This window comes from Streptomyces sp. HUAS 31 (assembly GCF_028198125.1).
GTDB lineage: Bacteria > Actinomycetota > Actinomycetes > Streptomycetales > Streptomycetaceae > Streptomyces > Streptomyces chartreusis.
This window is the reverse complement of record NZ_CP116354.1, coordinates 180834-206313: the sequence shown is the minus strand read 5'-3', so window position 1 is coordinate 206313 and position 25480 is coordinate 180834. Positions and strand designations below refer to the sequence as shown.

Genomic DNA, 25480 nt, shown 5'->3' with positions numbered 1-25480 from the left:
CCTGCCGCTGGGCGCCGACGTCGGCGAGACGACGACCTTCACGGCATACGGGATGCTCATCAACTGCCTCGTCGCCATGGGCCTCCCACCCAACCACCGGCTCTGGGCCGGGATAGAACTGCCAAAACAGGCCCAGGAACAGGACTCGCAACTGAGACACCCTTGATACCTGCAAAGGGCGTTGGGATGGGAGAGGACGCTTCCCGGGTGTTAGTGCGGGCTTGCCCGTTGCCGAACGAGGGTGACTGAGACATTCGCGTAGAGAGGCGCGGTCACAGCACTCCGTACGGGGCGGTTGTCTGACCAACGAAGCCACAGGCCAGGCCGAATCGTCTCTCCGATATGAACTTTCCACTCACAGAACTCCACTCACACGGGCGGCGCCCGGACGAAACGGCTGATCACGCCCCCTGGAGAGCGGCTATCAACAGTGCACGGCCAGCGCTGTGCTGCGCAGCCTCCCTGCCCCCGGCCGCCGCCCTCGCCGGCCTGCCGGCGGCCCCGGAATCCCCCGACGGCTACGACCGCAACAAGTTCCGCCACTCGAACACCGGCAACGACCCCGCCGACAGCTGCAACACCCGCACCGAAGCCCACCTCCACAAAGCGGTCGACCAACCCGCCGTCAGTGCCGGATCTGACCGGCGGCAGGAACCCTCTGGCTCAAGCAACGATGAGGCGGCTCGTGGTCCTTGGGGCGAAACGCTTCGGGAGCGCCACAGGCCCCTTCACCTCGGGCTCGACGTGCAAGCAGAGGCCCGTCGGGTCATTGTGGGCGTAGGGCGGATAACTCCTCGCCCTCACCTCCACCTCGGGAGGACAATATGGAGCAGTACGACCTAACAGACGCTCAGAAGAAGGCTTTCGAAGAAAACGAGGCCGCCTTCCGCAGATTCGACGACCAGGTAAGCGGTGTCCGGGAAGCCGCCCGAGCGCGGCTGACGAGGAACGGTTGGGAGCCCGACCCCAACGGCACCAGGCCCTGTCTGTCCTGCCCGTGCCCGGACCTGCAGCTCGTCGACGCGCAGGGAAACTGCAAACGAGGCGGCTGCCGCCACCCACTCGGCGACCACGACCTGCCCATCTGAAAGCCCGGACGGGCTACCCACACGCTGCACGCGGACAGTGACCGGCATCAGACCACGGCGGCCCTGGGCCATGGGGGTCTTCTCATCACAGCCATGGGGGTCTTCTCATCACAGGGGCGCGCCCCAGAGTTCACCGACTCCGCCATGGCTCCACATGCCGAGCCAAGCCGCCGGCGCTCAGCGGGGCCGACTGGCTGACGAGTCCACCCCCAGGGTGCGGTCGTAGTCCGCAGACCACTTGGCGGTCAGGTTCCGGATCAGCTGGGTCATCCGCGGGGACGGTGACACACTCAAGTCCCGCTGAAGGCGTCTTCTGTACTCCTCGTAGCGCTTGAGCGCACTGGCTACGTTTCCCTCCGCCGCGTAGACCTCGATGGCAATCCGGTGCGCTGTCTCACGGTAGGGGTCGACTGCGGTGGCGGCGAGCGCCGCCTGCTGCGCTGCCAGGTATCGGCCGTCGGCCAGGTAGTGGAGGGCCAGGCTTTCCAACGCATACGGGCGCATCTGGTCCCAGCGTTCGCGTTCGCGGGCCAGCCACTCGTCGTCCCAGCCCACGAGCATCGGCTGGGCAAGGTCGTCCACGAGCCGGTCCACATCCGCCGGCAGCGTGTGTACTCCGCCCTCGCCATCGAGGAGCCGGTCGGCTGCTCGCCAGGCCTCCCGGTGGTCGACGGATATGCACGGGGACAGCACGAGGAGCTGCCCGTCGCAGCCGACGACGGCCTTCGGGGCTGTCTTCCGGGTCTGGCACAGAGCTGATCTTAGGTTGGCCGCCGCCCGCATCGAGGTGCAATCCGGCCACAACTGCTCGGCTGCGACCCGCCTGGGAATCCCGTCCTCATGCAATGCCAGTAGTGCCAGCAGGCGCTGGGCCCCCGCGGGTACGGCGGCTCTTCGCTCGCCACGGATGAATTCAAATGGCCCCAGGATTTCGAGACGTAGTGCGTTCGCCACAGCTAACACCTTGCGCGATCCGTTATTCCGATGCAACCGGGGGCACCAAGTCCGACCTGGAAGATCCTCCGTCCGGCGTCACTCAGGATGCCTCCAGATCGGTGAAGGGTGAACTGTTCAATGACGCACAAAAAACGCCATTAGCGCGTCCTCTTAACGCGTCGTAAACGATTTTTCGATACCTGCTTCACATCCCAGAAAATACTCGATAAATGCCCGGTTGGTAATCTCGCGAGTATCAAGAAGGCCGGGAAGTCATTTGGAATGGAGGCTCGGATGGACATTCGGTCCGTACTGCGCGGGGTACCTGGGGAAGCCGAGCTTCTCGGTGACCCGGGGGTCCGGGTCGCCGTGCTCGACGGTCCGGTCGACATGACGCATCCGTGTTTCGCGGGAGCCAATCTCACTCGGCTGGCCACCCTCGTGTCAGATCCTGCAGGTACCGGGCCAATGTCACTGCACGGCACGCACGTCACCAGCCTGCTCTTCGGGCAGGCTCCGGTGGCCGGCCTCATCCCGCGCTGCACTGGGCTCCTACTCCCCGTATTTCGAGAAGCCCCGGACGGCCGCGTGTCCCGCGTGCCGCAACTCGACCTCGCGCGGGCCGTCGAGCGGGCCGTGGAGGCGGGGGCGCACATCATCAACATCAGCGGTGGGGAGCGCACCCCGGATGGCAGAGCAGAGGCCCTGCTGGAAAGAGCGCTGCGACTGTGCCAGGACAACGGAGTGCTGGTCGTTGCGGCAGTCGGCAACGACGGTTGCGACTGTCTCCAGGCTCCGGCCGCCACCCCCTCCGTGCTCGCCGTCGGCGCGACCGATGCCAATGGCAAGCCGCTGGACATAAACAACTGGGGGCCCGCCTACCGAGCCAACGGCGTCCTGGCCCCTGGCCGTGACATCGATGGCGCCGCACCCGGCGGCCGGCTTGCCGCGCTGACGGGCAGCAGTTTCGCCACCCCGGCGGTCACCGGGGTAGCCGCGCTGCTCGTAGCCCAACAGATCGCCGAAGGCCGCACCATCGACCCGCTCGCCGCCGGCCGGGCCATCCGCGAATCCACGAGCCGTCCACCGTGTGCCTCAGACGACGCCCCGGAGTGCCGCCGGCTCCTCGGCGGTCGACTCGACGCCGAGCGGGCCTTTGAACTGGTCAGGGAGGGGACCTCGGCCGTTCCCCAGGGCTTGAGAAGCGCGGCCCTGTCTCCGGCGGGCGAGATCTTGACGCCCCTGACGAATCACGCCGAACCGAAAGGAACCGCCATCGTCATGGACACGAACGCCGTACACGCGCATGCCGGGGACACGGCGGAGGGTACGTCCGCCGCCGAGGTCCCGCAAACTGCCACTGAAACTCCCTCCGCCACCCCAGCTCAGGCACAGGCACAGGCACCCATGCCGATGCCCCAGGCCGGCCCGGCTGCGGCACCGTCGCCGGTCGGGACGCCGAGCCCCGCGCCCGCGACCCCGCCTACCTGGCCGGGGGCCATGCCCCAGGCAATCCCGCAGCCCGAACCGCAGGGTGTCCAGCAGGGCTTCGCTCAGCCGGAGTTTGCGCCCGGGGTTCAGCCCGCCGCACCGCCGACCGCACAGCCCATGACGCACGCCGTGGCCCAACCGGCGCCGCAGCCATTGGCCCAGCAAACCCCGCTACCGCAGCCCGAACCGCAGGGTATGCAGCAGGCCTTCGCTCAGCCGGAGTTTGCGCCCGGGGTTCAGCCCGCCGCACCGCCGACCGCACAGCCCATGACGCACGCCGTGGCCCAACCGGCGCCGCAGCCATTGGCCCAGCAAGCCCCACTGCCATCGGCTTCGACCACCGTCCCGGTCACACCCTCCCAAGTGGAGCAGGGCGTACGCCCGTCCTGTCCGGATTGCGGCGGAACATGCGGAGGGCAACCGAACCAAGGCACCGCCGCAAGCGCGGCCGCCCCCGTAAACGGCGACAGCCGCCAACTCATCTACGCGATCGGCACCATCGGGTTCGATTTCCAGACAGACGCCGTCCGGGACAGCTTCCGCCAGCTGATGCCGAACGTCGTCAAACCGGCCACGGGAAGCGAGCCGGAGCAGGAGCAGCAGCCGAACATCTACGACCCCAAGCAACTGCACGCCTACTTGAGCAAGAACCCCTGGGCCTCCGACAAGCTGACCTGGACGCTCAATCATGACGCCATGCCGATCTATGCCCTCGAGGCGGAGGTGCCGGTGGGCATGGACTGGACCCGCCCCATCATCTCGGATCTCAAGGACTCCACTGACAAGGTGCAGGAACAGTCCCAGAGCGCCGCAGGCGACAAGGACAAGCTCGCCCAGGTCCTCGAGACCCTCTCTTACCCGCCGGTCTCCGTCATCCACCGGACCTTCCGGGACGCCATCGTCGGGCAGGCCAAGAACACGAAGGACCTCGACTTCATCTCCCGAGTCTCGATACCAGGAGTCCTCACGGACCGCACGGTCCGGTTGTTCAGTGGCCAAGTCGTTCCCGTGGTCGAGGTCAAGAGCCGCGCCCTCTTCACCTGGAATGAGACGCTGCTGGTCAAGGCAGTGATCTCCGCGGTGGTCGAGAAGCGCGTCCAAGAGGCACGCCAGAAGGTCAAGGACGAGGGCGGGTCCCTGGCGCAGCAGAACGACGCCGAGAAGCAGGTCCGCAAGGAGTTCGCCGGCAAGAAGGGCGAGTTCCTCGAGAAGTCCGTACGTGCCCTGCTGTCGAAGGTCTACTGGAAATTCCGCAACCTCGGCCAGACTGCCGCCGACCGCGCGCTGAACGCAGCGGGCACCAACGCGTTCCTGGTCGGCCACGAGATCCAGGACGGCATCCTCTCCGCGGAGCACGTCCCCGGCAGCAGCAACAACTTCTACTCGCTGGACACCGTCACAGTGTCCAAGAGCCCCTTCTGCCGCCACGGTGCGGTCTGCATGGACGTCGTCCTGACCTTCTTCGACCCGGAGAACGACCAGCGGGCGCCAGTGTCGTACCTGTTCACGTTCGATGTGAGCGGCGAAGTGCCAGTCAGCCTCGCTCCGGTCCACACATTCATCGGCAGCTACTGACTGCCGGAGCCTCGAGGAGTCCCTCATGGACAAGACCAGAAACCCACTGCCTGTCTCACTTCCGCTGCAGGCGCCGCCGGTCTGCCGCGAACCGTGGCAGGAGCCGGAGGAGCAGCACGACGACCACGGTGTGCAGGCCGCACGCTCGGGTTGCGCCGAACTCTGGGGACCTGCACGGCAGATGTGCTACGCGCAGCGGTCGGAAGCGCTCTGAATCCAGCAGCGGGCGCAGAGCACACAGTCTCCGGCGGCAACCGCTCGCCGGCCACTCACCAGGTGAAAGGAGAGAAGAATGAACGAGTCGCCTACGCGGCGCGAGGAGATGCCGGCTCCGTCCGGCGCTCCGAGGACGCCGTTCCAAACCCCCGCCATCAACCGCGACCCCATCGGGCCCAGGGGCTCCGGCGAAGATGCTTCCGGCCTCGAGGCTGCCGCTTTCAATTGGGGTAAGGCCCTGAGCATCGCGAAGGACATCTTCTTCTAAGAGGGCGTCCCGCCGTTATCGGCGCAGCGTGGCGGGGGCCTGGACTCCCGCCGCCCCTGCCGACCCTGAGAGGACATCGGGATGAACAGCGAAATCCCCCAGGGTGCAGCCCCGTCCGTCACCCCCCGGACGCCCTTGCAGGCGCCCGCGATCGACAGGAGTCCTGCCGGCCCAGGACACCTCGACGCCTACTCAGCAGGCGCACAGGCGAACTGGGCAATGCCCTGGCAGCTGATCGGCCACGGAGTCAAGGGAGCCCTGGACGCATGGCTCTCCGGCAAGGCATGACGCCTCGCCCCTGTATGGAAAGGACATGGACATGAACGAGGACTTCAATCAACGAGCGGCCCCGTCGGCCGTCCTGCGGACGCCCCTCCAGGCGCCAGCGGTCGACCGTACCGCCGCAGCTCCGAAGGCCGCCGGCATGGAGAACGGTTCCGGCGTCGAGGCGGATTTCCTCCAGTTCCTGGCGCCTCTGGCCATGAAGGCGGTTGGCGCCCTCCTGAAGTGAGGCCCTGTGTCGGCGGCCGCGGCTTCTCCGTGGCCGTCGGCGAGGTCTGGAAAGGAGGGCGGCATGAATGACAAGTCCGAAGCAAGCGCCAAGGACGCCAGTACCCGGCTCAACCTCCCTGTTCTGGGCTCGATAGAGCGACGCTGGGACACGTACGGACCCTTCCTCAAGAGGGTGCGCGTCTACCGCTACAAGGAGAATCCCCAAGACAAGGAGTTCAAGGAGGGCTTTGTGGTGGAGGAGCCCCCGCCCAAGTCGACCTTCGGCTCCGACGTCAATGACCCGCCTGCCGTGGGCAGCCTGGACGACCGAGGCTGGAGCTGTGAGCCGGGCGAACCTTGTACATGGTTCGGCCCGATCTAGAAGGTGTCTCTCCCCGGCCGCTGCCGAGAACCTTCGGCCGGGGAGATGCACGCCCGGCAGCCAATGGCCAGCATCTGCATCGCTGTGGCCAACGAGCGTGATGGTACGGAAGCCCGGCCCCCGGCAGGGGCGCCGTCGAGGATCTCCGCAGGCTGAACCGCTTAATGCCTTCCCGTCTTGTGTTTCATGGGCATGCACGAGGAGCTACGCATGAGCGACCCGCTGAAGACTCTGCTGAACGAGCACACCTGGACGACTATCAAGAATCTTCCAGGGACCACCCATCACCTCATCCCTCTCGGTGGGGCCAAAGGCGGCGAACTTCTCGACTGGATCGAGCAGACCGGACACTACGACGTGTGGGTCGCCCAGCCCGACGTGGCCCCAACAGGGGACCCGTACAAGGCGGCCGCCCGAACAAGCGGGTCTTTTCAGACGATCCGCTCAGGGCACGCCCTGGTGCATCTTGCACACACTCCCGGCAGCTGGTTCACAGGGAACGTGCTGGACCTGAACCTTCTGACCAAAGGGGTGCGGATCTACCGCTACGACCGGAGCATCACGAGCGGCGACCCGATCCCCACCAAAGTCAACCAATCAGCGTTCTCGACGATCGGCAGTGGGCACACACTGATCCATCTCGACCATGATCGTGTACTGGACTGGCAGCCTGCCACCGGGCGGGCGCGGGTCTGGTGGTACGACCGGTCCAGGACGACTACAGACCCACTGCCCACCCTCGTCACCGGAATCACATGGGTCACGATCCGAACTGGGTACCAACTGCTGTACCTAGGCGGTGACCTGATGCTCTTCTGGGACGAGAGGGACGGCGGTGTCTACGTCTACCGCTACGACCGGTCCCTCACAGGCGAGGGCGTCGACCCCTTCCCAGACCTGGTGATGGAAGACTCCTGGAGCGGTGAGATACCCGCGGGCCGCCTGCTGCACTATCTCGGCGGCGACCGCGTGCTGGAATGGGATCCCGCCAGCGGCAAAGAGCGGATCTGGGACTTCGATCGGCCCAAGATGCCCGGCGCCGCGTTCCAGACAATGCTCAGTGGGGACATCGCGCGTGCCCTCACCTGGGTCAACGCGGCCCGGGCCGCGCTTACGGCCTACCAGGCCGACCTGTCCAGCAGCACCCACGATGCGCAATGGCACCTCACGGACGCGGCCTTGCTGACCCACTTTCATGCGCACAACCACCCCGACGGCCTCGAATCGGCACTCCTAGCGATCCTGGACACATTCGATGCCGTAGCCGACCGGCTGGTGCACAAAACGAGCTTCGTCCAAGCCTCAAAGGAGCAGGCGGTCACCGACCTCACCCGCCCCCGCTACACCCGGGCCTACAGCGCCAAGAACACATACACCCGGTTCACCCCGGCCTACCGGCCATTCGACACGATCGGCAACCCCGGTCTCGACGGAGCAGGCGATCTACTCCGGGCCGCGATTGTCATCCACGAGACCGTCCACTTCGTGGGCGACAATCCCGACAGCGCGGAAGAGTGGCACCCCGCCTACAACTCGCTGGACCCCGTCAAAGCAGTAACAAACCCGTCTAGTTACGCCGCCTTCTCCCACCACGTCCTCACTGCCGAAGACCTGCGCTTCGGCAACCAACCGTGGCGCTAGCAGTCCGGACAGCGGCGAGGTGGCAAGGTCACTGTGAGCCGGCGTCGGCCAGATGCGGGCGGCGGCTCAGTCATGCTCTACTTCGCGCTGCTCTCACCACGCGAGGACATCGACGACTGACTGGCCGTCAGAGCGGGTTCCGAAGCCGATACCCGTGGCTACGGCTTCGTCCCCGGTCACCCACGGCGCAGCAACGCCGGCATTCAGCAGCGCAGCAGAAATCATCTCCACCGCGACACAGGGAAGGTTCTTCTGAGAGCTGTCCCGCAACGGTCAGCGGCGAGTCTGCGATGCGGAGGTCGCCTGCCGAAATGCCCTGGTCGTCGACCCTCACGGCCTCCTGGCCCAACTCGACGCATACTGGCCGCCGGCCACACCGCGTGGCCGCCTGCGGAAGACCGCGCCGCCGGGCCCGCCCGCAAGTACCACCTCGGCCGTGTGGGACGGCCGCCCATTTGGACCCGGCGGCAATTGATCAACGGCATACGGCTCCGCATCCGAACCGGTGTTCCGCGGCGGGACGTACCCGTCGAGTACGGGCCATGGGGCCGGATCTAGGACCTGTTCCGCCGATGGCAGCGGGACAGCACCTGGCACCCGGTCCTCACCCGGCTCCAGTCGTGGGCCGGCGCGAAGGAGTGATCGGGTGGGATCTGAGCGTCGACTCCACGGTGCGCCGAGCCCTTCACAATGCGGCCGGTGCTCGCAAGCTGGGCGACCTGCACAAGGAGCCACCAGGCGGGGTTTTCTCTGAGCCCGGCGATCACGGGCTGGGGCGCGCGCGGTGGATTTACGGCCAAAATCCACTTGGCTATTGAGCAAGGCCAAATGCCTATGTCGATCGTAGTGACGGCAGGACAGCGCGGGGACTTTTATCGGGCCGGCCGCGCGCTCGTCCTGATCGTGCGCGGGCCGACAAGGCGCACACCTCCCGTAAGAAATGCGCCTCCCCGCGTAGACGTGGGATCTGTCTTTGCCCGCCCGTGGTCGCCGTGGGCCCTGTCCGAACGCGAGCGACCTCCCGGCCGGGACGAGGTGCGGCCTTGGGCGGCGGACGCGCCCGCTCATGCGGGCGTCGGTGATGAGGTGTCATGGTCCAGCAAAGTTCAGCGAACCATGATCTGCCAGGCTCCGTCCCGAGACCACCCGCTGTTAGGAAGGGCAGGCATCCACGGAACGGAGTGGACTGGATGCGAGTGCCTGACTCGCTAACGGTCAGTAGGCGACATAGGGGTTGTGGATCCCCGGCCATTTGCTGTGAATGTCGAAGAGGTACGGCGAGACGATGCTTGCTTCCACTCCAGGCGTGGAATCGATGCCACCTGCGACTTGGCTCCGGTCGACGGGTGGCGCCTGCTGAGGCATCTGCAGCGTGGCAGACGTCGAACGGGGCCCGTCTCGCGTGATCTGTTCGTTCATTACGTGCTCCTTTCTCCTTGCATGCCAGCGGGGAGGTTCCTCTGCACGCATTGGGCGACCCGAGCCGCAGTGACAGCAGAGCAGCCACTGGCGGCTCGGGCAGGGACTGGTCGCCGGCGGATGGGCTCAGCCGAAGAGCTTGCCGAGCAGTCCGCCGGCAGCGCTGGCAACAATGGGGAGGAGGGGCAGGAAGTCGGCTTCGACGCCGGGGGCGTTGCCGTCGGCACGCCCAGGTGTGGCTGCCGTTCGGTCGATCGGCGGGGCCTGCTGAGGCATCTGCAGCATGGCAGACGTCGAACGGGGCCCGTCTCGCGTGATCTGTTCGTTCATTACGTGCTCCTTTCTCCTTGCATGCCAGCGGGGAGGTTCCTCCGCAGGCATTGGGCGACCCGAGCCGCAGTGACAGCAGAGCAGCCGCACTGGGCACTGGGCCCTCCGCGGCTCCACTGTTCGGCCTGCCGGCCGCGGACTGATGCCCAGAAGAGAGCGCTGTCATCAGCGCGTGAGGCGTAAGTCTGCTAGGCCATGATCATTGGGGGTGTCGCCAGGACGCGTCGGCTCGACGACAGCGTTCAGGTGTCGGTGCGGGTGGCTGGCCCCCAAGAGGAGCCTGGCGAACAGGAGTCGTGGGTCCTGAGCCACTGCATCAGTTCCGCGTGGCCGAGGTCGAGGCGCACGCGAAGCAGGATGGCGTGGGTCCTCGGAACCCCCGCGCGAAGGCTGGCTGAGGATCTCGACTTGTTCAGTACAGCCTTGCGGGACCGACCAGTTGCTCATCCAAGCCCCTCTCCGCATTCCGCGGCTCACGTCGCGGTAGCTGTCTCAAAAATCATGTTCCTCTATGGCCGTTACGCTGGCGTTCCCTCAGTCGCTGGCATGCGTCCTTCAGGCGTTGCTGGCTTGTCTTGCGCTCGTTCTTGCAGGCCCCGACGGACACGGGGCCGCTTGGCAGGTGTCCGTATCTGACGCTCACGGCGTTGTGGCTGGTCTGGTCACAGTCTCGGAGTCGTCTTGGGCGCGTGGGCGGTTGCCCAGCCTTTGCGAGAATTCGATGGCTTTCCAGCCTATGTGGTGGCAGATGCGCTACTTGTGAAGCCATCGGCGCAGAAGACTGTTGGCGTAGCCCTTGCTGACATGGACTCTGGCCCACGGTAAGGCGGACCGCGCTTCGGTCCCCCTCACCGACTGCTCCTGGACCGGGAACGGGCTGATCGCCCCGGCCGCCGCAGACATCCTGCGCTGCCAGTCCGCCGCCATCGCCCCGCACCCGACAAGGGCGCTGGGGCGCACCGCCCGCGCACCCTGCCGGAGAACGCCGCTCGGTTCATCCGCGGTCTGGAGGCAGCCCAGCGCTCCGGGAGCTTGCGTCGGCTGCTTTCCAGCTGCGGCTGCGGCGGTGCGTGTGGCCCCGGAGAAGGCCGCTCAGAAAAGTAGTACGTCAGGATGTCGGGCAGATCCGTGTCCGCGGCAGAGCCGGCTTGAGTCTCCGGCACGTACAGACGGCCCGGGCCCGTCGGCGAATCGACTGCCTGGCGGAAGCCGTCAACCGGCTGGTAGAGCAGATTGATCTGTTTGGAATCATTTCCCAGCAGGCGCCACCACTGCGCCTTCTCGGTCCTGTGAACATCGAGGGCCAGCTGCTTCAACCACCTCTGGACGTCCACCGACCCGCGGCCCGCGCTCAGGGACAGCCACTCCAGACCGAGCATGGCCACCACCAGCCCGGCCACACTCGCGGCATCGCCTGCCTCCAGCCCGCCCCGGGCGAACTGGATCGACGCCCAGCCCACGCACAGCACCAATGCGAGCGCCCAGGCCGCACGCCATGCACGGCCCTGATGTCCCCCGATTCCGGCCATGACGGAATCGTGGACTGGAAAGCGGTTCCGACGCCGGGAAATTGACGATTCCGGCGGCGATACGAGGCGGCAAGGTGGTGGACCGACCTCGCCTGGGGCTGTGGCCCATGGCTCTGCTCAGAGGGATAGGGTTCGCCGCTTTCGCTGCCTTCTCGGGCCGTCCTGCGGTTCCTGCTGATTCTGACGTACATCGCATGGGTGACGGTCTGACCGGTTTACGGTATGTACGCCAGCTCAGTACCTTCCGCCCTGGGGCATCACGGTGACCTCGTTCTCGGCAACAACTTGCCGAGAGACAGGACTGTGGATCGTGCGAGAGGGCGGAGCGATGTCACGCATGGCCGCCGTTACCGCCGTCTCGCCGCACGAGCCTGCACCCCACCGCTGTTGTGCGCGCCCGCCCCCCGAGTAACGGAGGCACAGTGCCGGAACAACCACCACCGCGCGACTTGCCCACCCGCATAACGATCTCTGCAGCAGCCCTCGCGGTGCTGACGCTCAAATTACTTGCCCCGCAACGGGTCGACATCACCGCTGCCGCGCTGCTCCTGCTTGGCTTGGTCCCTTGGATGTCGACCATCCTGACAAGCGTGGACACCGCTGCTGGCGGATTTGTGCTGCGCGAGATCAGGCGAACACAAGACAGCCATCAGCACGAGATCGACCGCATGAAGTTCCTCTTCGAGCACCTCGTCCCCGCCGAGGAACTGCGCCACCTACAGCAGCTCGCCAACGACACCCCACTGCCGTACGACCGCAGCTACACCCGCCCCTTGCTGGACGCCGAACTACGACGCCTTGCCGGAGTGGGTCTGATCGCACGCAAGTCAGGCAAGTCCTTCTCGTCCATGGGGGACTCCGGAGACGTCAGAGAACATTTTGTCATCACCGATGCAGGCCAGACCTACCTGCAGATCTTGCAGACCTTTCGCTCCTCTCCATCACGCTGACCCCGAGGGCTGAGCAGCGTGCGGGGTCGGCGCCTTCGGCCCCGCACTCACCCGGAGGACTCACCTGAGCAGGTTGTGAAGCAAGGCGACGACCGCCAGGCCGACGAGGAGCGCGACTCCGACAGTGGGGCGCAGGAAGCGACGTACGTACCGCCAGCGCCCGCCAGCAGCAGTATGGCGGTACGAGTGTCGAAACCGTTCACGTTGAACTTCCAGGTACAGCGGGGCAGACGCGGTCCGTCCGCGTCGCGACCGCACCTTGCGACACCAGCGGGCCAGCCCCGCAACTCGCAGGAAGCGAGACGGAGCGGGGCCTAACTCCGCAGGGCGGAAGGGTTGGCTGCATAGAGCGCTGGTCGATACACAAACCGGACGGGCCCGATTACGTCTGATCGAGGAGCGCCCACGATCGTGTGCCTGACCTGCTGTCCGTCCAAGATCAAGTGCTTGGCGTCAATGGCTGTACCGATGGTCCTTCCAGTCTCGCGACCGGGCCCCAGCGGCCCTGGTGACGTCTGAGCTGTCGCGGGTGAGGGCCGATGGGGGGGCAGGACCTGGTCATATGCGTGCGGCCGTGCGGACCAGGCCGGCCAGGGCGAGGGAGCGGCTGTGTGCGGGCCAGGCGATGTGGGTCACGACGGGAGGTGCGTCGGTCAAGGGAACGGCCGCGTGCTCGGCCCACAGCCAGGAGCGGGCGGAGTCGGGGACGACCGCCACGGTGCGTCCGAGGGCGATCAACTGAGCCAGTTGCGTCTGGTTGTGGATCTCGGGGCCCGGGCCGGGTGCGTAGGTGCCGTGGGTGGGCCAGCGGGCGAGCGGCAGATCGGGAACATCCCTGACATCAGCTAGGGACAAAGCCTCGCGGGCGGCGAGCGGGTGCCCGGCGGGCAGGACGGCGACCTGTCCCTCGGTCGTCAGTGCCTCGCTGTCGAACCCCGCGAGGGAGTTCCACGGCGCGTGCATGAGCGCGACATCAGCACGTCCGTCGCGCAGTAACTCCTCCTGCTCGCACATACCGCACAGCAGCACCTCGATCTCGGCACTGCCGGGCTCGGCCGCGTAGGCGTCGAGAAGCTTCCGCAGCAGTTCGTGCGACGCGGCCGCCTTCACCGCAAGGACCAGTCGACCGCGGGAGCCGCCAGGGCTGTCGGCACCGCCGGCGCGCCGGGCGCGGCGAGCAGCGGCAGCGGTCGCGTCGAGGGCCGCCCGGCCCTCGTACAACAGCACCTCGCCGGCACCGGTCAGGCGGACACCACGGCGGTTGCGCTGCAGCAGGCAGACCCCGAGGCGCCGTTCGAGCTGCTGAATCGCCCGCGACAGCGGCGGCTGGGCCATGCCGAGGCGCTCGGCGGCCCGCCCGAAGTGCAGTTCCTCGGCGACCGCCACGAAGTACCTCAACTCGCGGCTCTCCAGGGTATCCACGGCCGCAGCATACGCGGTGATACCTGGCAGGTATGACAGAACACCGTATCGGTGTTGGCCGCGCCACTCGTCCGCGAGCCAACATCATCAGCATGAGCGAAACGATGATCGCGCTGGTGACCGGCGCGAACAAGGGCATCGGGTACGAGATCGCGGCCGGGCTGGGCAGCCTCGGGTACCGCGTGGGCGTGGGAGCCCGCGACGCCACCCGACGCGAAACCGCCGTCGGGAAACTGCGCGCCGTCGGCGTGGACGCGTTCGGGGTACCGCTCGACGTGACCGACGACCAGAGCGTCACTGATGCTGCGGAACTGATCGAACGGCTGGCCGGGCGCCTGGACGCCCTGGTCAACAATGCCGGCATCTCGGGTGAGATGGACCCGGGGTGGGTGCAGGACCCGACCGCGCTCGACCTGGAGGTGCTCCGCACGGTCGTGGATACCAACGTCATGGGTGTCGTCCGGGTGACCAACGCGATGCTGCCACTGCTGCGGCGCTCGGCCTCGCCACGTATCGTCAACGTCTCCAGTAGCGTCGGCTCCCTGGCCCGGCAGGCGGACCCGGACATCGAGATCGGCCCGATCATGGCGGCCTACGCGCCGTCGAAGTCGTTCCTCAACGCCCTCACCGTGCAGTACGCCCGGCAGTTCGCCGGTACGAGCATCCTGATCAACGCCGCCTGCCCCGGCCTGGTCGCGACCGACTTCACAGGCTTCCGAGGGCCCCGCACTCCTGAACAGGGCGCGACCACAGCGATCCGGCTCGCCACCCTGCCCGACGGCGGCCCGACCGGTTCGTTCTTCGAGGACGACGGCGTCGTCCCCTGGTGATCACGAACCCGACAACGCACATATCGTCGCGGGTGGGTACCAGGGTGCCGTCCACGATGAGCAGGGCGTCCCTCGCGAAGTGGCGCCGAGGCTGAAGCGGTCAGGAGCGGACCGAGGTGGTCGATGCTGCGGTCGGCAGCGGACTTGGAGATGCCGAACAGCGGGGCGAGCTGGCACATCGTGGCCGCAGCCCCTGCGGAAGGAAGCGCCTAAGCGGCAGCCGGCACCCAAGAAGAAGGACGCGGACCGCCAGCAGACGAAGGCGCCGAACGCTTCCCGTCAGGAACGGCGGGAGTGTCGCGGGGCCCTGCGCCGGGCCCGGTTCATCCTCGGCCACCTCGATAGCAGCTGCCATCTCTCCGCTGACGAGCAGCGCGAGCTCGCACGAGAGCTGGAGACCGTCGCGGACGCCGCCGGCGACTGGCTGTCCGCCGAGGAACGGCGCGAGGTCCGGTTCTGGATCAGGAAGACGTCCCGGCCGCCGGGGCAGGCCCGGCCGAACCCGGTGCGCCGGGGGCTCGCGCCAGCCACTCTCCAGGCCGCGGCCCCGGCGGTGCGCGGGCCCTGAAGAAGGCCGCCCGGGAACAGCAGACCGTGGGCCCGACTGGAACAGCAACTCGGCTCCGCACTCCCCCGCATGACGCTCCCGGACCGGATCCAGGTCCTGACGCTCGTCGACCAGAGCCCGCCAGCCGACCAGGCACTGCTGTCGTCTCTCGTCGCCTCGGGCGACCCGACCATGACGACGTCCTACCGCAAAGTCGTCGGCGCGCCGGACCTGGACGTACCCGCGGGCTACGACGACCCCCGTGACGTCCTCGAGGCCGACGTGCAGCAGGTGCACCGCCACTAGAACGCACTTGGTGGTGAGGCACGCATCTCGTACGTCTGGCCCGGGCCCGTGAGGTTCACGGGCCCGGGCCAGACAGCCTTGTGGTCGGTGCGTGGGCTCAGGTCAGGTGGTCCAGGAACCAGGTGATGACGGGGCGGAGGATGCCGGAGACGGCACCGGACAAGGCTGCTCCGGCCAGGGCGACGCGTTCACGGCGGGTCAAACGCATGCGGGACATGACGTCCTCCACAGATCGTGTGGTGGGCGGATAGGACAGCCGGCCGGCTTGATGTCCACACTGAGACCCCCGAGGAGATCGACTCCGAGTCGCGATGCGCCCTCAACAGGGCCGCGCATTAGCGCTGTTCACCCGATATCGGGTGACAGGAGCGGAGACTATGGTGCGATGAGTGGCGACACCGCGAACGGTCGGCCGGGCCCGAAGGAGAGTCCGAAGCGGCAGCGGCCGCTGAAGCGGCCCCGCGTGGGATGGCCGCCTGCGCTGCGCACCCTCAAGGACCTGTTGTACGAGGTGTACCTGGCAGCGGGCGCCCCCAGCTTGGATGAGATCAGCGGGGACATCGCCGACGACGACAGCCTGGCGGGTTCGCCGAGCCGGGACACGGTCCACCGCGTCATCACCGACGGCGAACGGCTTGGGCAGCAGGCCGATGTGGTGGCCGTGGCCACGGTGCTGGCCCGCCGGGCCGCCTGGGATGCGCCGGATCTGGCCGGCCGGGTGCGTGAACTGTGGGTGCAAGCTGGAATGGCGAAGGGAGCGGGCCGCCCGATCAACGAACTCCGCGGCGATGTCCGCCTCGTCCTGGACGGAGGCCTCGGAGTCCACCCAGCCTTGGACACCGGCGATGCCAGCGACCAGTTCGGCATCCTGCCCGCCTACATCCCGCGGGATCACGACACGCGCCTGAAAGCGGTGGTTGACGACGCGGCAGCCGGGCGCAGCGGAATCGTGGTCCTGGTCGGGGGATCGTCCACGGGTAAGACGCGCGCCTTGTGGGAGGCCCTCGGCGACTTACCGGACAGCTGGCGACTGTGGCACCCGCTCAGCCCCACCGCCCCTGACGCGACCCTGGCCGCGCTGGCGGACATCGCCCCGAAGACGGTGGTGTGGCTCAACGAGACCCAGCACTACCTCGACCCGGACCCGCTCGGCGAGCAGGTCGCGGCCGGCCTGCGTGAGCTGCTGAACGACCCGTCACGAGCGCCCGTACTGGTCGTGGGCACCCTGTGGCCCGAGCACTGGAACACCCTTACCACCCCCGGCCGGCACCCCGGTGCCCGCGCACTGCTCGCCGGACACAAGGTCGAAGTGCCGGACACTTTCACCGCGGCCGACCTGGCCGCACTCGACGCCAACGACCCCCGGCTCGCGCAAGCTGCCCAGCACGCACAGGGCGCGCGAATCACCCAGTACCTGGCCGGTGTGCCCTACCTGATGGACCGTTATGAGGCAGCCCGGGGAGCCACCCTGGCCCTCATACACGTCGCGATGGACGCCCGCCGCCTGGGCGCCGGCCTCCACCTCCCGCTGGACTGGCTCGCCGACGCCGCACCCGGCTACCTCAACGACGACGAGTACCACACCCTCGACGTCAACTGGCTGACCCAGGCCCTCGCCTACGTCACCACGCCCTGCAACGGCATCCCCGGCATCCTCACCCTCGTCACCACCAGCAGCAGCCCACGCAACCAGCGCACCCGCCGTCGGCCCGCCGCGAGCGGCATCCCCTCCGACCAGCCAGCCCCCCATCTGCAGGGCCCTCACTACCTGCTGGCCGACTACCTCGAACAGCACGGCCGCCATCACCGCGCCGAAACTATTCCCCCCGTCGACTTCTGGACTGCGTCCGCCCACCACAGCCATCCTGGCGACCTTGTCACACTCGCCGAGGCCGCCTGGGCCCGCGGCCTGGCACGCGACGCCGCCCAACTCCGCAAGCACGCCACAATGCACGGCGACCCCGGTGCCGCGATCCGCCTCGTCAACTATTTCCATCTGCACTCCACCGACTACCACGCCGCTCAATGGGCTGCCGTGCACGCCGCCTTTGACGGAATGCTCGAGGTCGTCGAGCTGCTGGAAGCCCTGCGGAGGGCGGGAGCGGACGAACACGTCACGGTCCTGGCAGAGCGGTCCATCACGCACGTCGCCCTCGACAACACGCGCGACATCTGCACGCTGCTGAACGCCCTGCGTCAGGTTGGGGCGGAGGGGCAGGTGGCCGCGCTGTTGGCCCGCGACCCCGCAGCGCACGCAGCCCTCGACGACCCGTTCCACGTCGCCAGCCTGCTGGATGTCCTGCGGAGGGCCGGGGCGGAGGGGCAGGTGGCGGCGCTTTTGGTCCGCGATCCCGCAACGCACGCAGCCCTCGACGACCCGTACTACGTCGCCAGCCTGCTGGACGCCTTGCGGAAGGTTGAGGCGGAGGGACAGGTGGCGGCGCTTTTGGCCCGGGACCCCGCAACGCACGCCGGCCTCGACAACTCCTACTCCGTTGGCAGGCTGCTGAACGCCCTGCGGAGGACCGGAGCCGACGAACACGTCACGGTCCTGGCAGAGCGGTCCATCACGCAGGTCTCCCTCGACGACCCGGGCACCGTTGCCAAGCTGCTGCACGCCCTGTGGATTGACGGAGCGGAGAGGCACGTCGCTGCGCTGTTGGCCCGCGACCCCGCAACGCACGTCGCCCTCGACAACGCGGGCACCGTCGCCGAACTGCTGGACGCCCTGCGGAGGGCCGGAGCGGAGGGGCAGGTGGCTGCGCTGTTGGCCCGCGACCCTGCAGCCCACGTCGCCCTCGACAACGCGGGCACCGTCGCCGAACTGCTGGACGCCCTGCGGGAGAGTGGGGCGAAGGGACAGGTGGCCGCTCTGTTGGCCCGCGACCCAGTCGCCCACGTCGCTCTAGAGGGAGAACCGCACGCCGTCGACTGGCTGTTGGAGTCCCTGTGGCGGGTTGGGGCGGAGGAACACATCACGGTCCTAGCCGAGCGGCTCCCTGCCGTTGGACTCTTCAATCTGTTCATCAACCTCGAAGGAAACTGGCAGCAGTTCCGACACGGACGAGAGCCTGACGGGAGTGCCGCCCCTTCGTGGACGTGGAACGACCTGGACTGAAACCAACACGGCCTCGAAAGCGGTCCTGACGCTCGTCGACCAGAGCACGCCGGCCGACCAGGCACTGCTGTTGTCTTTCCTTAACGCACGCCGATTCCTCGCTGCCCAGTTCTGACTGAGTGTTTGGTCCGCTCCTAGCCGCCATTTATCACAGCTCCAGGCCCGGCCCTTGATCCAGAGGCCGGACCGCCTTGCGGATGTCCCACACCGGGCACTTGACCGGCGTGTACTGGCCCAGCGGAGTCCACGACAGCATGCCGACAGGACGGCCGGCCGGCTCCAGCCCCCGGTCGCGGATCTGCTTCGGCGTATGCAGGTGCTCGGGCAGCGTCTCGCTCGTGTAGGTGGGCAGCGGCGGCGGCCCGGCTGGCTCCCTCGCCCGCTCGCTGAAGTACGGCTCCCCGAACAGGTCCCAGCCCACGGGATTGCGGGGCGGACGGCGCGCGAAAGACATGCCCGCTACTCCTCGCCCAGGTGAGCCAGCGCCAGCCGCAGCGACAGGATCGCGGTGCCGAACGCGAGGTTGTCGATGCCCATGCTGTACAGCTGGCCCGGATGCACGATGAAGGCCTGCGACACGCGCCGCGCCCTCTCGTGCTGAGTGCCCGGCGCGGGCGCGAGGACCAGCTCTTGAACCGCGCCCGGCAGGTCCGGTGTACCGATCTCGTGCCAGATGTCGACCGAGGGAGCCGTCTGCTTGATGTCGGCGATCGCCTCGGCCAGTTCCACGCGAGCTTCGTGCTTGTCCATGGCGGCAGTCTGCCGTAGCCGCCGGGCCAGTTGAGGCGGAACGGGACACCTGCGGTGGAGAAGACAACCGGGCCGGGGTGACGCCTGCGCGTCCCGCCCTGGGCGGTCTCAGTGATCGCGGCATGAGCCACCCCAGCAGTATCCGCGGCGCTGATGCAGTGAGGCGCGGGCTCCCTTCGAGGAGCGCCCCCGTACCGCGGGAACAGCTCCGCCGGTTACAGGTCGGGGTCGGGTGTCCGGTCGATGAGACGGCCGCCTGTCTGCTACGTCGGCGCCGGATTTGAGGTGGCGCTCCTCAACGCCCTTGCGCCTGCGAGGAGTTGTGAGCTGCCGCGCCGCGCTGCCAAGGAAGCCACTCCTGGAACCGGAGGCCGGCCGGGTGCCGCCTCGGCGCATTCGGCGGCCAGGAACAGCAGGTCCGCCAGCCCCGCCCGTGGCCTGGCACCGGGCTGTGGCAACAGGTCGGGGAGCGCCTCGGCCAACACCGAGTACACCGTCATCGGGCCGCCTGCCTGCACGACGTGACGCAGGGTTTCCGCGACCCGCTTGAGCTTGAGTCCGTCGATGCCGATCAGCTCCGCGATGTCCCGGCCCAGTCGGCCGGTGCGCAACTCGTCGCGGCCGGCGAGGGCGAGCAGAGCATCAGCGGTGGCGACTCGCTCCATCGCCGAGGCGGCTCCCGTTCCGTAGGCCAGTGCCAGGTGCACGGACGGTCCGGCTTCTCCTTCGGCCTCGGCCACGGCAGGCAGGTGGACTGCGGCGCACCGGCCGTTGCGCTCCGCGCCCACGGCCACCGCCGTCATGGTGCGGGCGACAACGAGGTCTGGATGGCCGGGCAGAACAGTCAGCCACAGCGGGTACATCGAGCGCCAGGGCAGGAACTCCGGCGATGCCCGATGGCAGGGGTCCTGGTATGCCTCACGCGGGGCGCCCACGGCACGGAACGGGGCGGAGAATTCGGCCAGCCGGTCGGTGGCAACCGTCACGGAGAGTCGGATACAGGCCGGCTCCACATGGCCGGCTCCGTACTCGCCCTTCACAGAACGCGACCACGGTGGGCTCCCACGGTGGAAGGAACTTGCCTCACGCCATCGCCAGTCGGCCTCGGCGAACGCGGCCAGATTCCAGCCCTTCGGGTACAGGGCGGCGGTGTCGGGGTCGGCCGGAATCTCGAACGGCAGCACAACGCTCCGCTCACACACAGGCGTGGGAAAGCCTCCAGCCGCGAGCCAGCGCGCCATGCGGCGCCCTTCCGGCGTGCCGAGCTCCTCCGCCGTGCCCGGCCCGAAATCCGGGTCGGGCACGAGGCGGAACAACGCCTGGTCGAAGTCCGCCACTCCGGGCCGCACACCCATCCGCCGGTACTGCGTGAGCCGTTCCAGCAGGACATGCGGATCCAGCGAACCCGTGGCACGGGTGGGAGTGGCGAGCAGGAACGGCGGGGAGGTGCCCTCGAGGATCCGGTGTGCCGCCTCGTCCACGCGTGCGGCCCATGCGTCGTCGAACACCTGATGGCCGCATTGGTCGTAGCAGACATACGCTGAGGCATCATCCTCGGTGCGCCCGGCCACCGCCATGGCCACCAGCCAGATCCTGGTGAGAGGGCTCGTCGGATGAGACCAGCGCTGGTGAGAGCGCAGGACGGGCTCCACAGCCTGGGCGAGTGCCTGCCGATCCCGGTGCGCCTGACGCACCAGTCCGTCCAGGACCTGTTCGATGGCCACGGGCCGCACAACGCGGTCGGCCAGGACGGCACCGAGTTCCGCCGCGACTTCCTGCGCACTTGTCAGTGGTGGCGGGAAGGCAGGTGCCGGGACGGGCCTGGGCAGCGAGTCCCTACGCGGAGCGTCGGGCCGCGGTTCCGTACACAGGGCGTCGGGCCGCGGTTCGACGGCGGGGCCACCGAGGAGACCATCGGCCTGGCGCCGCAGATCCGAAGGAAGCTGTGCCGCAGCGGCGGAGAGATCCTTCAGCGTCGCGTCGTCCAGCCTGTCCGCCAGTTTCCCGGCCAGCTTGACCGCCTTTTCCTGCACACCCCGTGAGGGGTGGCAGAAGGCTTCGCCCAGGAGCGGCGCCAGCTCACCGATGCGTGCGGGGCAGCGGCGCGTCTCACTCCCCAGGAAGGCCAGAGCCGCCGTAGCCAGATTCTTCTCCTGGCGGGCCAGGAGGCCCCAGAGGCACTCCTCCACCTGCTTGTCCGTCGCATGGCCCAGGTCGGCGAGCTTCCGTATCCTTCCGAGCGCGTCCTTCACCGCGGCGGAGCTGGCAGCGGACACAACGAGGGCTACCAGTGTGTCCGCCTCGGCGGTCTGTTCTTCGAAGGTCGGTTCCAGCGCGGCGAGCAGCGCGAGATACCCGGGCGTTTGCGTGCGAGGCGCGGGCAGCAAGGGTCCTTGAAGCGCGGCTCGCAAGAGGCGGCCGCGGTCGAGGTGACCGTCTCGGGCCAGGATGGCCAGAGCCGCGGCCCCCACACCGTCACGCCTGGAAGCATCCTCCGCCAGATAGTGACCGAATCGCTCCGCCTCCGGCAGACGCGCAAGTGCAGCGGCAGCCAGCGGAGAGCACACCAACGCGTCGGCGGCTGCCTCTGGAGTGTCGTGCATGGTCAGGCACCAGAACCAGTCGACAGCACCTTCGTCGTCGAGGTCGAACGGCTTTTGGGCCGCACGGACGAGGGCGCTGACCGGCAGCAGATACTGCCTGAGCGGTTTGAGGGCACGCGCCAGCGCGATCAGGTCATCGGGCGGCCACCCGTCGAGCTGCTCAACGAGGGCCTCCCCGAACCCCTCGCCGTCCCAAAGCCACCAAGCGCCGTCCAGGACGCGGACGACTCCGTCGACGTCGCACCGGCAGGCACCGATCACCGCGAGCATGAAGGCGCAGTAGACGCGCTCGCTGCGCTCGTTCATGACGGGCCACGGCCTGTGCACCAACTCCAGTCTCGCGAGCAGATCCTCGCTGTGGGCGGCGGTGAACTCCCCATCCCGGAACATGCCGGGTATACGGGCAAACTCGCCTGCCCTCACCGCTTCGATAACGCTCGAGATGCGGTACGCGTCCGTGTCCTCGGCCATCTCCGCTCCTTTCTGTTGCTCACCGGTCCTCTCGAAGTCACCATGAAGAGGCCCGCTCGCCTCACCGCGTGCCGTCGGCCGTCGCCCGGCGGGCGATGCGGACCGCGAGTGCGTGCTTGCAGGGGCCGCGTCGGCCACGGTGGTCGGCCCACCACCGGCAGGTGCAGCTCAGCGCGCCGTCTTGCTCGCGCACCAGGTAAGTGACGTCCGCGGACGCGACGGCAGCAAGAGTCCCGTCCAGACGGACGGCACCAGAAGAGAACAAGCTCCGCGCGGCGACGAGTCGCGGGTTGTGGCGCTCGGCGCGGTCGGTGTCGTAGGGCATCTCGCGGTGGAAGTAGCAGGCGTCGGCGATGTCGTATCCGACCCGGCCCGAGGTGCCGAGCCGGGTCAGCGCGGCCTTCACCCGGGCCACCGTGAGTCCCGAGCGTTCCGAGAGGTCCACGGGGTCGACGCGCGGCTCCCAGGACAGCAGTAGCGCCACCGCTTCGGCGTCTTCGGCCGCCTCGTCCGTGGCCAGCGCTTCCAGCACTGCGCCCTCGCCGGAGAACCCGCGCCCGGCCTCCGGCGACAGGGTGAGGGTCAGCCGCATCCCGGGCAGAGTCAGCTCCCATGCACTCGCGGTCGCCGCCATGCCGTCGGGGGCGGGCCCGAACACCCTCAACCGCGTGGCATGGCGCAACACCTGCTGCAGTGCGGCCAGACGCTCAGGACCAGGCAGACACACCGCTCCAACGACGGGCCGTGCCGTCAGGCGCAACGAGCGGCCGGCCGGCACCACCCACATGGCTCCCCGTGAGGCCGACGAGGAACGCGACAGGGAACGCAGGAAGCGCGCTGCCTCGGCAGCCGAAAGCTCCGCCCGCAGGTCGAACTGCGCGGACACCACCTGCGCCTCCGCGAAACCGCGCAGCCAGCGGTCCGGCAGCCGCCCCTTCTTCTCCACGACTTGGCCGTCCATCGTCGTGACGGCCAGTTCGTCGGGTCCGACCCGCAGATGCAGCGGGTCGCCGTCGGTGATGCGGGAAAGGGCCGTTCTCAACGGGGCGTTGACGTCGACGTTGGTGGTGCCGTGTCCGGTCTCGGCGCCGTCCAGGCCGTCCTGAAGGACATCGAGGCGGGCGTACACCCCGCAGCAGCCGGAGAAGGACTCGAAGCGCAACCGGTCCCCGTTCCCGGTCACCACGGGGTCGAGAAGCCCGGGCCGGGCGGCCTGGTAGTAGCGGGTGGCGGCGACGTCCGCCACGGCGAGCAGACCGCGCGCCGCCGCCTGGGGTGAGGTGAGGAAGCCCGCGAAGAACGTGGGGTGCGCCTCGGCCCCCACCGGGGTGAAGCCTCCCGCCGTTTCCAGCCCAAGCGCCAGACCACCGAAGGTTTCGTGGAGTTCCGAGGGACGTGTGTAGGCGAGGGTCTGTGGGGATCCGGCCATGGCAGGCACCCTAGGACGCCGCAGTGGCATGACCACGACTCAGCGGCCCGGTACGACCATTGATCGCCAGGAATGACCGCTGCGAACGCTCATGGCGACTGAGCAGATCCGCACCGAGACCCTTTCGAGGGCTTCCACGAGACACCACCGAGGTCAGCGGCGCCCTGTCCGGCAAAGAGTGCGGGACGTACTACGTCGAGGAACTCCGCACCCCATTCCCACTCGACTTCCCCCTGGCTACGGCCTGCTGTTCGACCCGAGAGATACAGCGGACAACGACGGAGTCATGCACTGGATGATCCGCCACGTCGACCTTGCCGCCCGCCGCTTCGACAAGGTTTCGCTGGTCTTCCAACGGTGACACCACACCCCTGCTGACCATGTTCTGCTCACGGCCGGCGTAGCCGGCCCGCATCGCGGGGACCGCTGGGTACGGCGTCTCTCCGTGACGGGGCGGCGGCCCGTCCCTCCGGGCCGAGCCGGCCGGTTCAGCGCGGGTCTCGACGAGTGGCTGCCCGTCGGCGCCGGAAACGCTCCCGCCTCAAGGAGCTGACAGCCCGCCGCTTCTCACCCGTGATCTACCGCTCACGTGGTCTGGGGCCAGGAACGCAGCAGTGCGGCGATTCCGGCGGCGGTGCATGCGGGATCCCGCAGCAGGTCACGGAGGGCGATCGCATCCTCGCGCGTGGGTTTGACCGGGATGCCGGAGGCCTCCAGGTACATCACGCCTGTCGCGGCTGCCACAGCCATGTTGGAGCGCTCCAGCCAGCGGCAGCGTCCGAGGATGTGCACCAGTGCGGCCGCGCGGGCGTAGGGGCCCTCGTAGACGGGGGTGTCCAGCAGTTCGGCGCGGTGGCAGGCGACTGCCGCCACCGGTACCCCGTAGTCGTCGGGGGCGGGGTCCGCCGCGCCCGCGATTTCTGCGACCTGGAGGATCCAGGGGACATCGATGTACAGGTCCATTACGCGGCGTGAGCCCCCGTGGCTCGACCGTCCGCGTTCTCTGCCTCGTCGAAGACGGACTGGTGTTCGTCGAGGAAGCGCCTGGCCGCGTCGAGGCCGCGCCGGCGCAGGCCGTCGACGTCCTCGCGCACGAGGGCCGCGATGTAGTCGCCGACGCTCATGCCCCGGTCCTTGGCCCGTGCCGTGGCGAGTTCCGCGATCTCGTCGTCGACGCGCCAGCCCTTCTGTGTCTTAGCCATCTGCCGATGGTAACATCTGGTACCAGATGCCCGGGCCGCTCTCTAGAACCCCGTTTCCCTGCGCCGAGGCCGGCCGCAGGCCGACCGGCGCATGCGGGTCCGAGTGCCTTCACCTGCGGCGCAGAAGGCCGGGGACCGGCCGGACGGGATCGGTGGCATGCCCGGGCCTGGGCGGGCGCCTGCGGCTTCGAGCAGTCCGTCATCACCAGGCGCGGGTGGTCAATCGGCTCAACCGCGGCGGCCGCCTCTGGGCCTTCGCCGGGGATCTGCCGGCGTCAACGCCCACCACCGGCGACGCCGCGAACACGCTGCCGCTCAGGGCAACCTCTTCAACCGCATGACCGGCCTGCTCTGTCACTGCCTCCAGTGCGGCACTCCTCAACGCACTTGCAGGTCAGAGGAGTTGAGAGCTCGCGCGCTGCGCTGCCAAGGAAGCCACTCCTGGAACCGGAGGCCGGCCGGGTGCCGCCTCGGCGCATCCGGCG

20 protein-coding genes and 1 pseudogene are annotated in these 25480 nt (G+C 68.2%); 10 read left to right on the top strand and 11 right to left on the bottom strand.

Going from position 1 to position 25480, the window contains the following annotated elements; translation table 11 throughout:
- The first annotated feature begins 824 nt into the window (after positions 1-824).
- The gene (locus PGH47_RS43090) at positions 825-1088 is read left to right on the top strand and encodes a hypothetical protein (RefSeq protein WP_271668462.1); all 264 of its coding nucleotides are present in this window, start codon (positions 825-827) and stop codon (positions 1086-1088) included.
- Between the two features lie 177 nt (positions 1089-1265).
- On the opposite strand, the gene PGH47_RS43085 is transcribed toward PGH47_RS43090, so the two are convergent.
- Positions 1266-2042 (bottom strand): AfsR/SARP family transcriptional regulator, encoded by a 777-nt coding sequence (locus tag PGH47_RS43085; RefSeq protein WP_271668461.1) that lies wholly within the window; start codon positions 2040-2042, stop codon positions 1266-1268.
- A gap of 276 nt (positions 2043-2318) precedes the next feature.
- On the opposite strand from PGH47_RS43085, the gene PGH47_RS43080 reads away from it, so the two are divergent.
- The 5 genes from PGH47_RS43080 (at position 2319) to PGH47_RS43060 (ending at position 8089) form a co-directional block, all read left to right on the top strand.
- Positions 2319-5090, top strand: a complete 2772-nt coding sequence (locus PGH47_RS43080; RefSeq protein WP_271668460.1) for a S8 family serine peptidase — start codon at positions 2319-2321, stop codon at positions 5088-5090.
- Positions 5091-5115: 25 nt separating this feature from the next.
- Positions 5116-5304, top strand: a complete 189-nt coding sequence (locus PGH47_RS43075) for a hypothetical protein (RefSeq protein WP_271668459.1) — start codon at positions 5116-5118, stop codon at positions 5302-5304.
- A 589-nt stretch (positions 5305-5893) separates the two neighbouring features.
- Positions 5894-6085 carry a hypothetical protein gene (locus tag PGH47_RS43070; protein WP_271668458.1) on the top strand — a complete coding sequence of 64 codons (192 nt, stop codon included), beginning with the start codon at positions 5894-5896 and terminating at the stop codon, positions 6083-6085.
- A 63-nt stretch (positions 6086-6148) separates the two neighbouring features.
- Positions 6149-6448: a hypothetical protein gene (locus PGH47_RS43065; RefSeq protein ID WP_271668457.1), complete on the top strand. Its 300-nt coding sequence runs from the start codon at positions 6149-6151 to the stop codon at positions 6446-6448.
- Positions 6449-6658: 210 nt separating this feature from the next.
- Positions 6659-8089: a hypothetical protein gene (locus PGH47_RS43060; protein WP_271668456.1), complete on the top strand. Its 1431-nt coding sequence runs from the start codon at positions 6659-6661 to the stop codon at positions 8087-8089.
- Between the two features lie 1215 nt (positions 8090-9304).
- On the opposite strand, the gene PGH47_RS43050 is transcribed toward PGH47_RS43060, so the two are convergent.
- Entirely contained in the window at positions 9305-9508 is a 204-nt protein-coding gene (locus tag PGH47_RS43050) for a hypothetical protein (RefSeq protein WP_271668455.1), read from the bottom strand.
- A gap of 126 nt (positions 9509-9634) precedes the next feature.
- Positions 9635-9838 (bottom strand): hypothetical protein, encoded by a 204-nt coding sequence (locus PGH47_RS43045; RefSeq protein WP_271668454.1) that lies wholly within the window; start codon positions 9836-9838, stop codon positions 9635-9637.
- A gap of 1951 nt (positions 9839-11789) precedes the next feature.
- Here PGH47_RS43045 and PGH47_RS43040 point away from each other — a divergent pair.
- Positions 11790-12317, top strand: coding sequence for a hypothetical protein (locus tag PGH47_RS43040; RefSeq protein ID WP_271668453.1), 528 nt, complete (start codon positions 11790-11792; stop codon positions 12315-12317).
- A 558-nt stretch (positions 12318-12875) separates the two neighbouring features.
- On the opposite strand, the gene PGH47_RS43035 is transcribed toward PGH47_RS43040, so the two are convergent.
- Positions 12876-13739, bottom strand: coding sequence for a LysR family transcriptional regulator (locus PGH47_RS43035; protein ID WP_271668452.1), 864 nt, complete (start codon positions 13737-13739; stop codon positions 12876-12878).
- A 92-nt stretch (positions 13740-13831) separates the two neighbouring features.
- On the opposite strand from PGH47_RS43035, the gene PGH47_RS43030 reads away from it, so the two are divergent.
- On the top strand, positions 13832-14569 hold the full coding sequence (locus PGH47_RS43030) for an SDR family oxidoreductase (RefSeq protein ID WP_271668451.1): 738 nt from the start codon (positions 13832-13834) through the stop codon (positions 14567-14569).
- Between the two features lie 25 nt (positions 14570-14594).
- Here PGH47_RS43030 and PGH47_RS43025 read toward each other — a convergent pair.
- Positions 14595-14751: pseudogene (locus tag PGH47_RS43025) on the bottom strand (IS5/IS1182 family transposase); the annotation flags it as partial.
- Positions 14752-15206: 455 nt separating this feature from the next.
- Here PGH47_RS43025 and PGH47_RS43020 point away from each other — a divergent pair.
- A complete protein-coding gene (locus PGH47_RS43020; RefSeq protein ID WP_271668450.1) occupies positions 15207-15422 on the top strand; it encodes a hypothetical protein in 216 nt (71 codons plus the stop codon).
- 385 nt (positions 15423-15807) lie between these two features.
- Positions 15808-18540: a hypothetical protein gene (locus PGH47_RS43015; RefSeq protein ID WP_271668449.1), complete on the top strand. Its 2733-nt coding sequence runs from the start codon at positions 15808-15810 to the stop codon at positions 18538-18540.
- A 148-nt stretch (positions 18541-18688) separates the two neighbouring features.
- Here the strand turns inward: PGH47_RS43015 and PGH47_RS43010 are convergent, their stop codons facing one another.
- The 6 genes from PGH47_RS43010 to PGH47_RS42985 form a co-directional block, all read right to left on the bottom strand.
- Positions 18689-18994: a hypothetical protein gene (locus PGH47_RS43010; protein WP_271668448.1), complete on the bottom strand. Its 306-nt coding sequence runs from the start codon at positions 18992-18994 to the stop codon at positions 18689-18691.
- A gap of 5 nt (positions 18995-18999) precedes the next feature.
- The gene (locus PGH47_RS43005; protein WP_271668447.1) at positions 19000-19290 is read right to left on the bottom strand and encodes a hypothetical protein; all 291 of its coding nucleotides are present in this window, start codon (positions 19288-19290) and stop codon (positions 19000-19002) included.
- 263 nt (positions 19291-19553) lie between these two features.
- Positions 19554-22364: a DUF7824 domain-containing protein gene (locus PGH47_RS43000; protein WP_271668446.1), complete on the bottom strand. Its 2811-nt coding sequence runs from the start codon at positions 22362-22364 to the stop codon at positions 19554-19556.
- 61 nt (positions 22365-22425) lie between these two features.
- Positions 22426-23793: an SWIM zinc finger family protein gene (locus tag PGH47_RS42995; RefSeq protein WP_271668445.1), complete on the bottom strand. Its 1368-nt coding sequence runs from the start codon at positions 23791-23793 to the stop codon at positions 22426-22428.
- Between the two features lie 585 nt (positions 23794-24378).
- Positions 24379-24756, bottom strand: a complete 378-nt coding sequence (locus PGH47_RS42990) for a fic family toxin-antitoxin system, toxin component (protein ID WP_271668444.1) — start codon at positions 24754-24756, stop codon at positions 24379-24381.
- The gene (locus PGH47_RS42985; RefSeq protein ID WP_271668443.1) at positions 24756-24995 is read right to left on the bottom strand and encodes a hypothetical protein; all 240 of its coding nucleotides are present in this window, start codon (positions 24993-24995) and stop codon (positions 24756-24758) included. Before PGH47_RS42985 ends, PGH47_RS42990 begins: the two co-directional genes overlap by 1 nt.
- Positions 24996-25480: the final 485 nt, after the last annotated feature.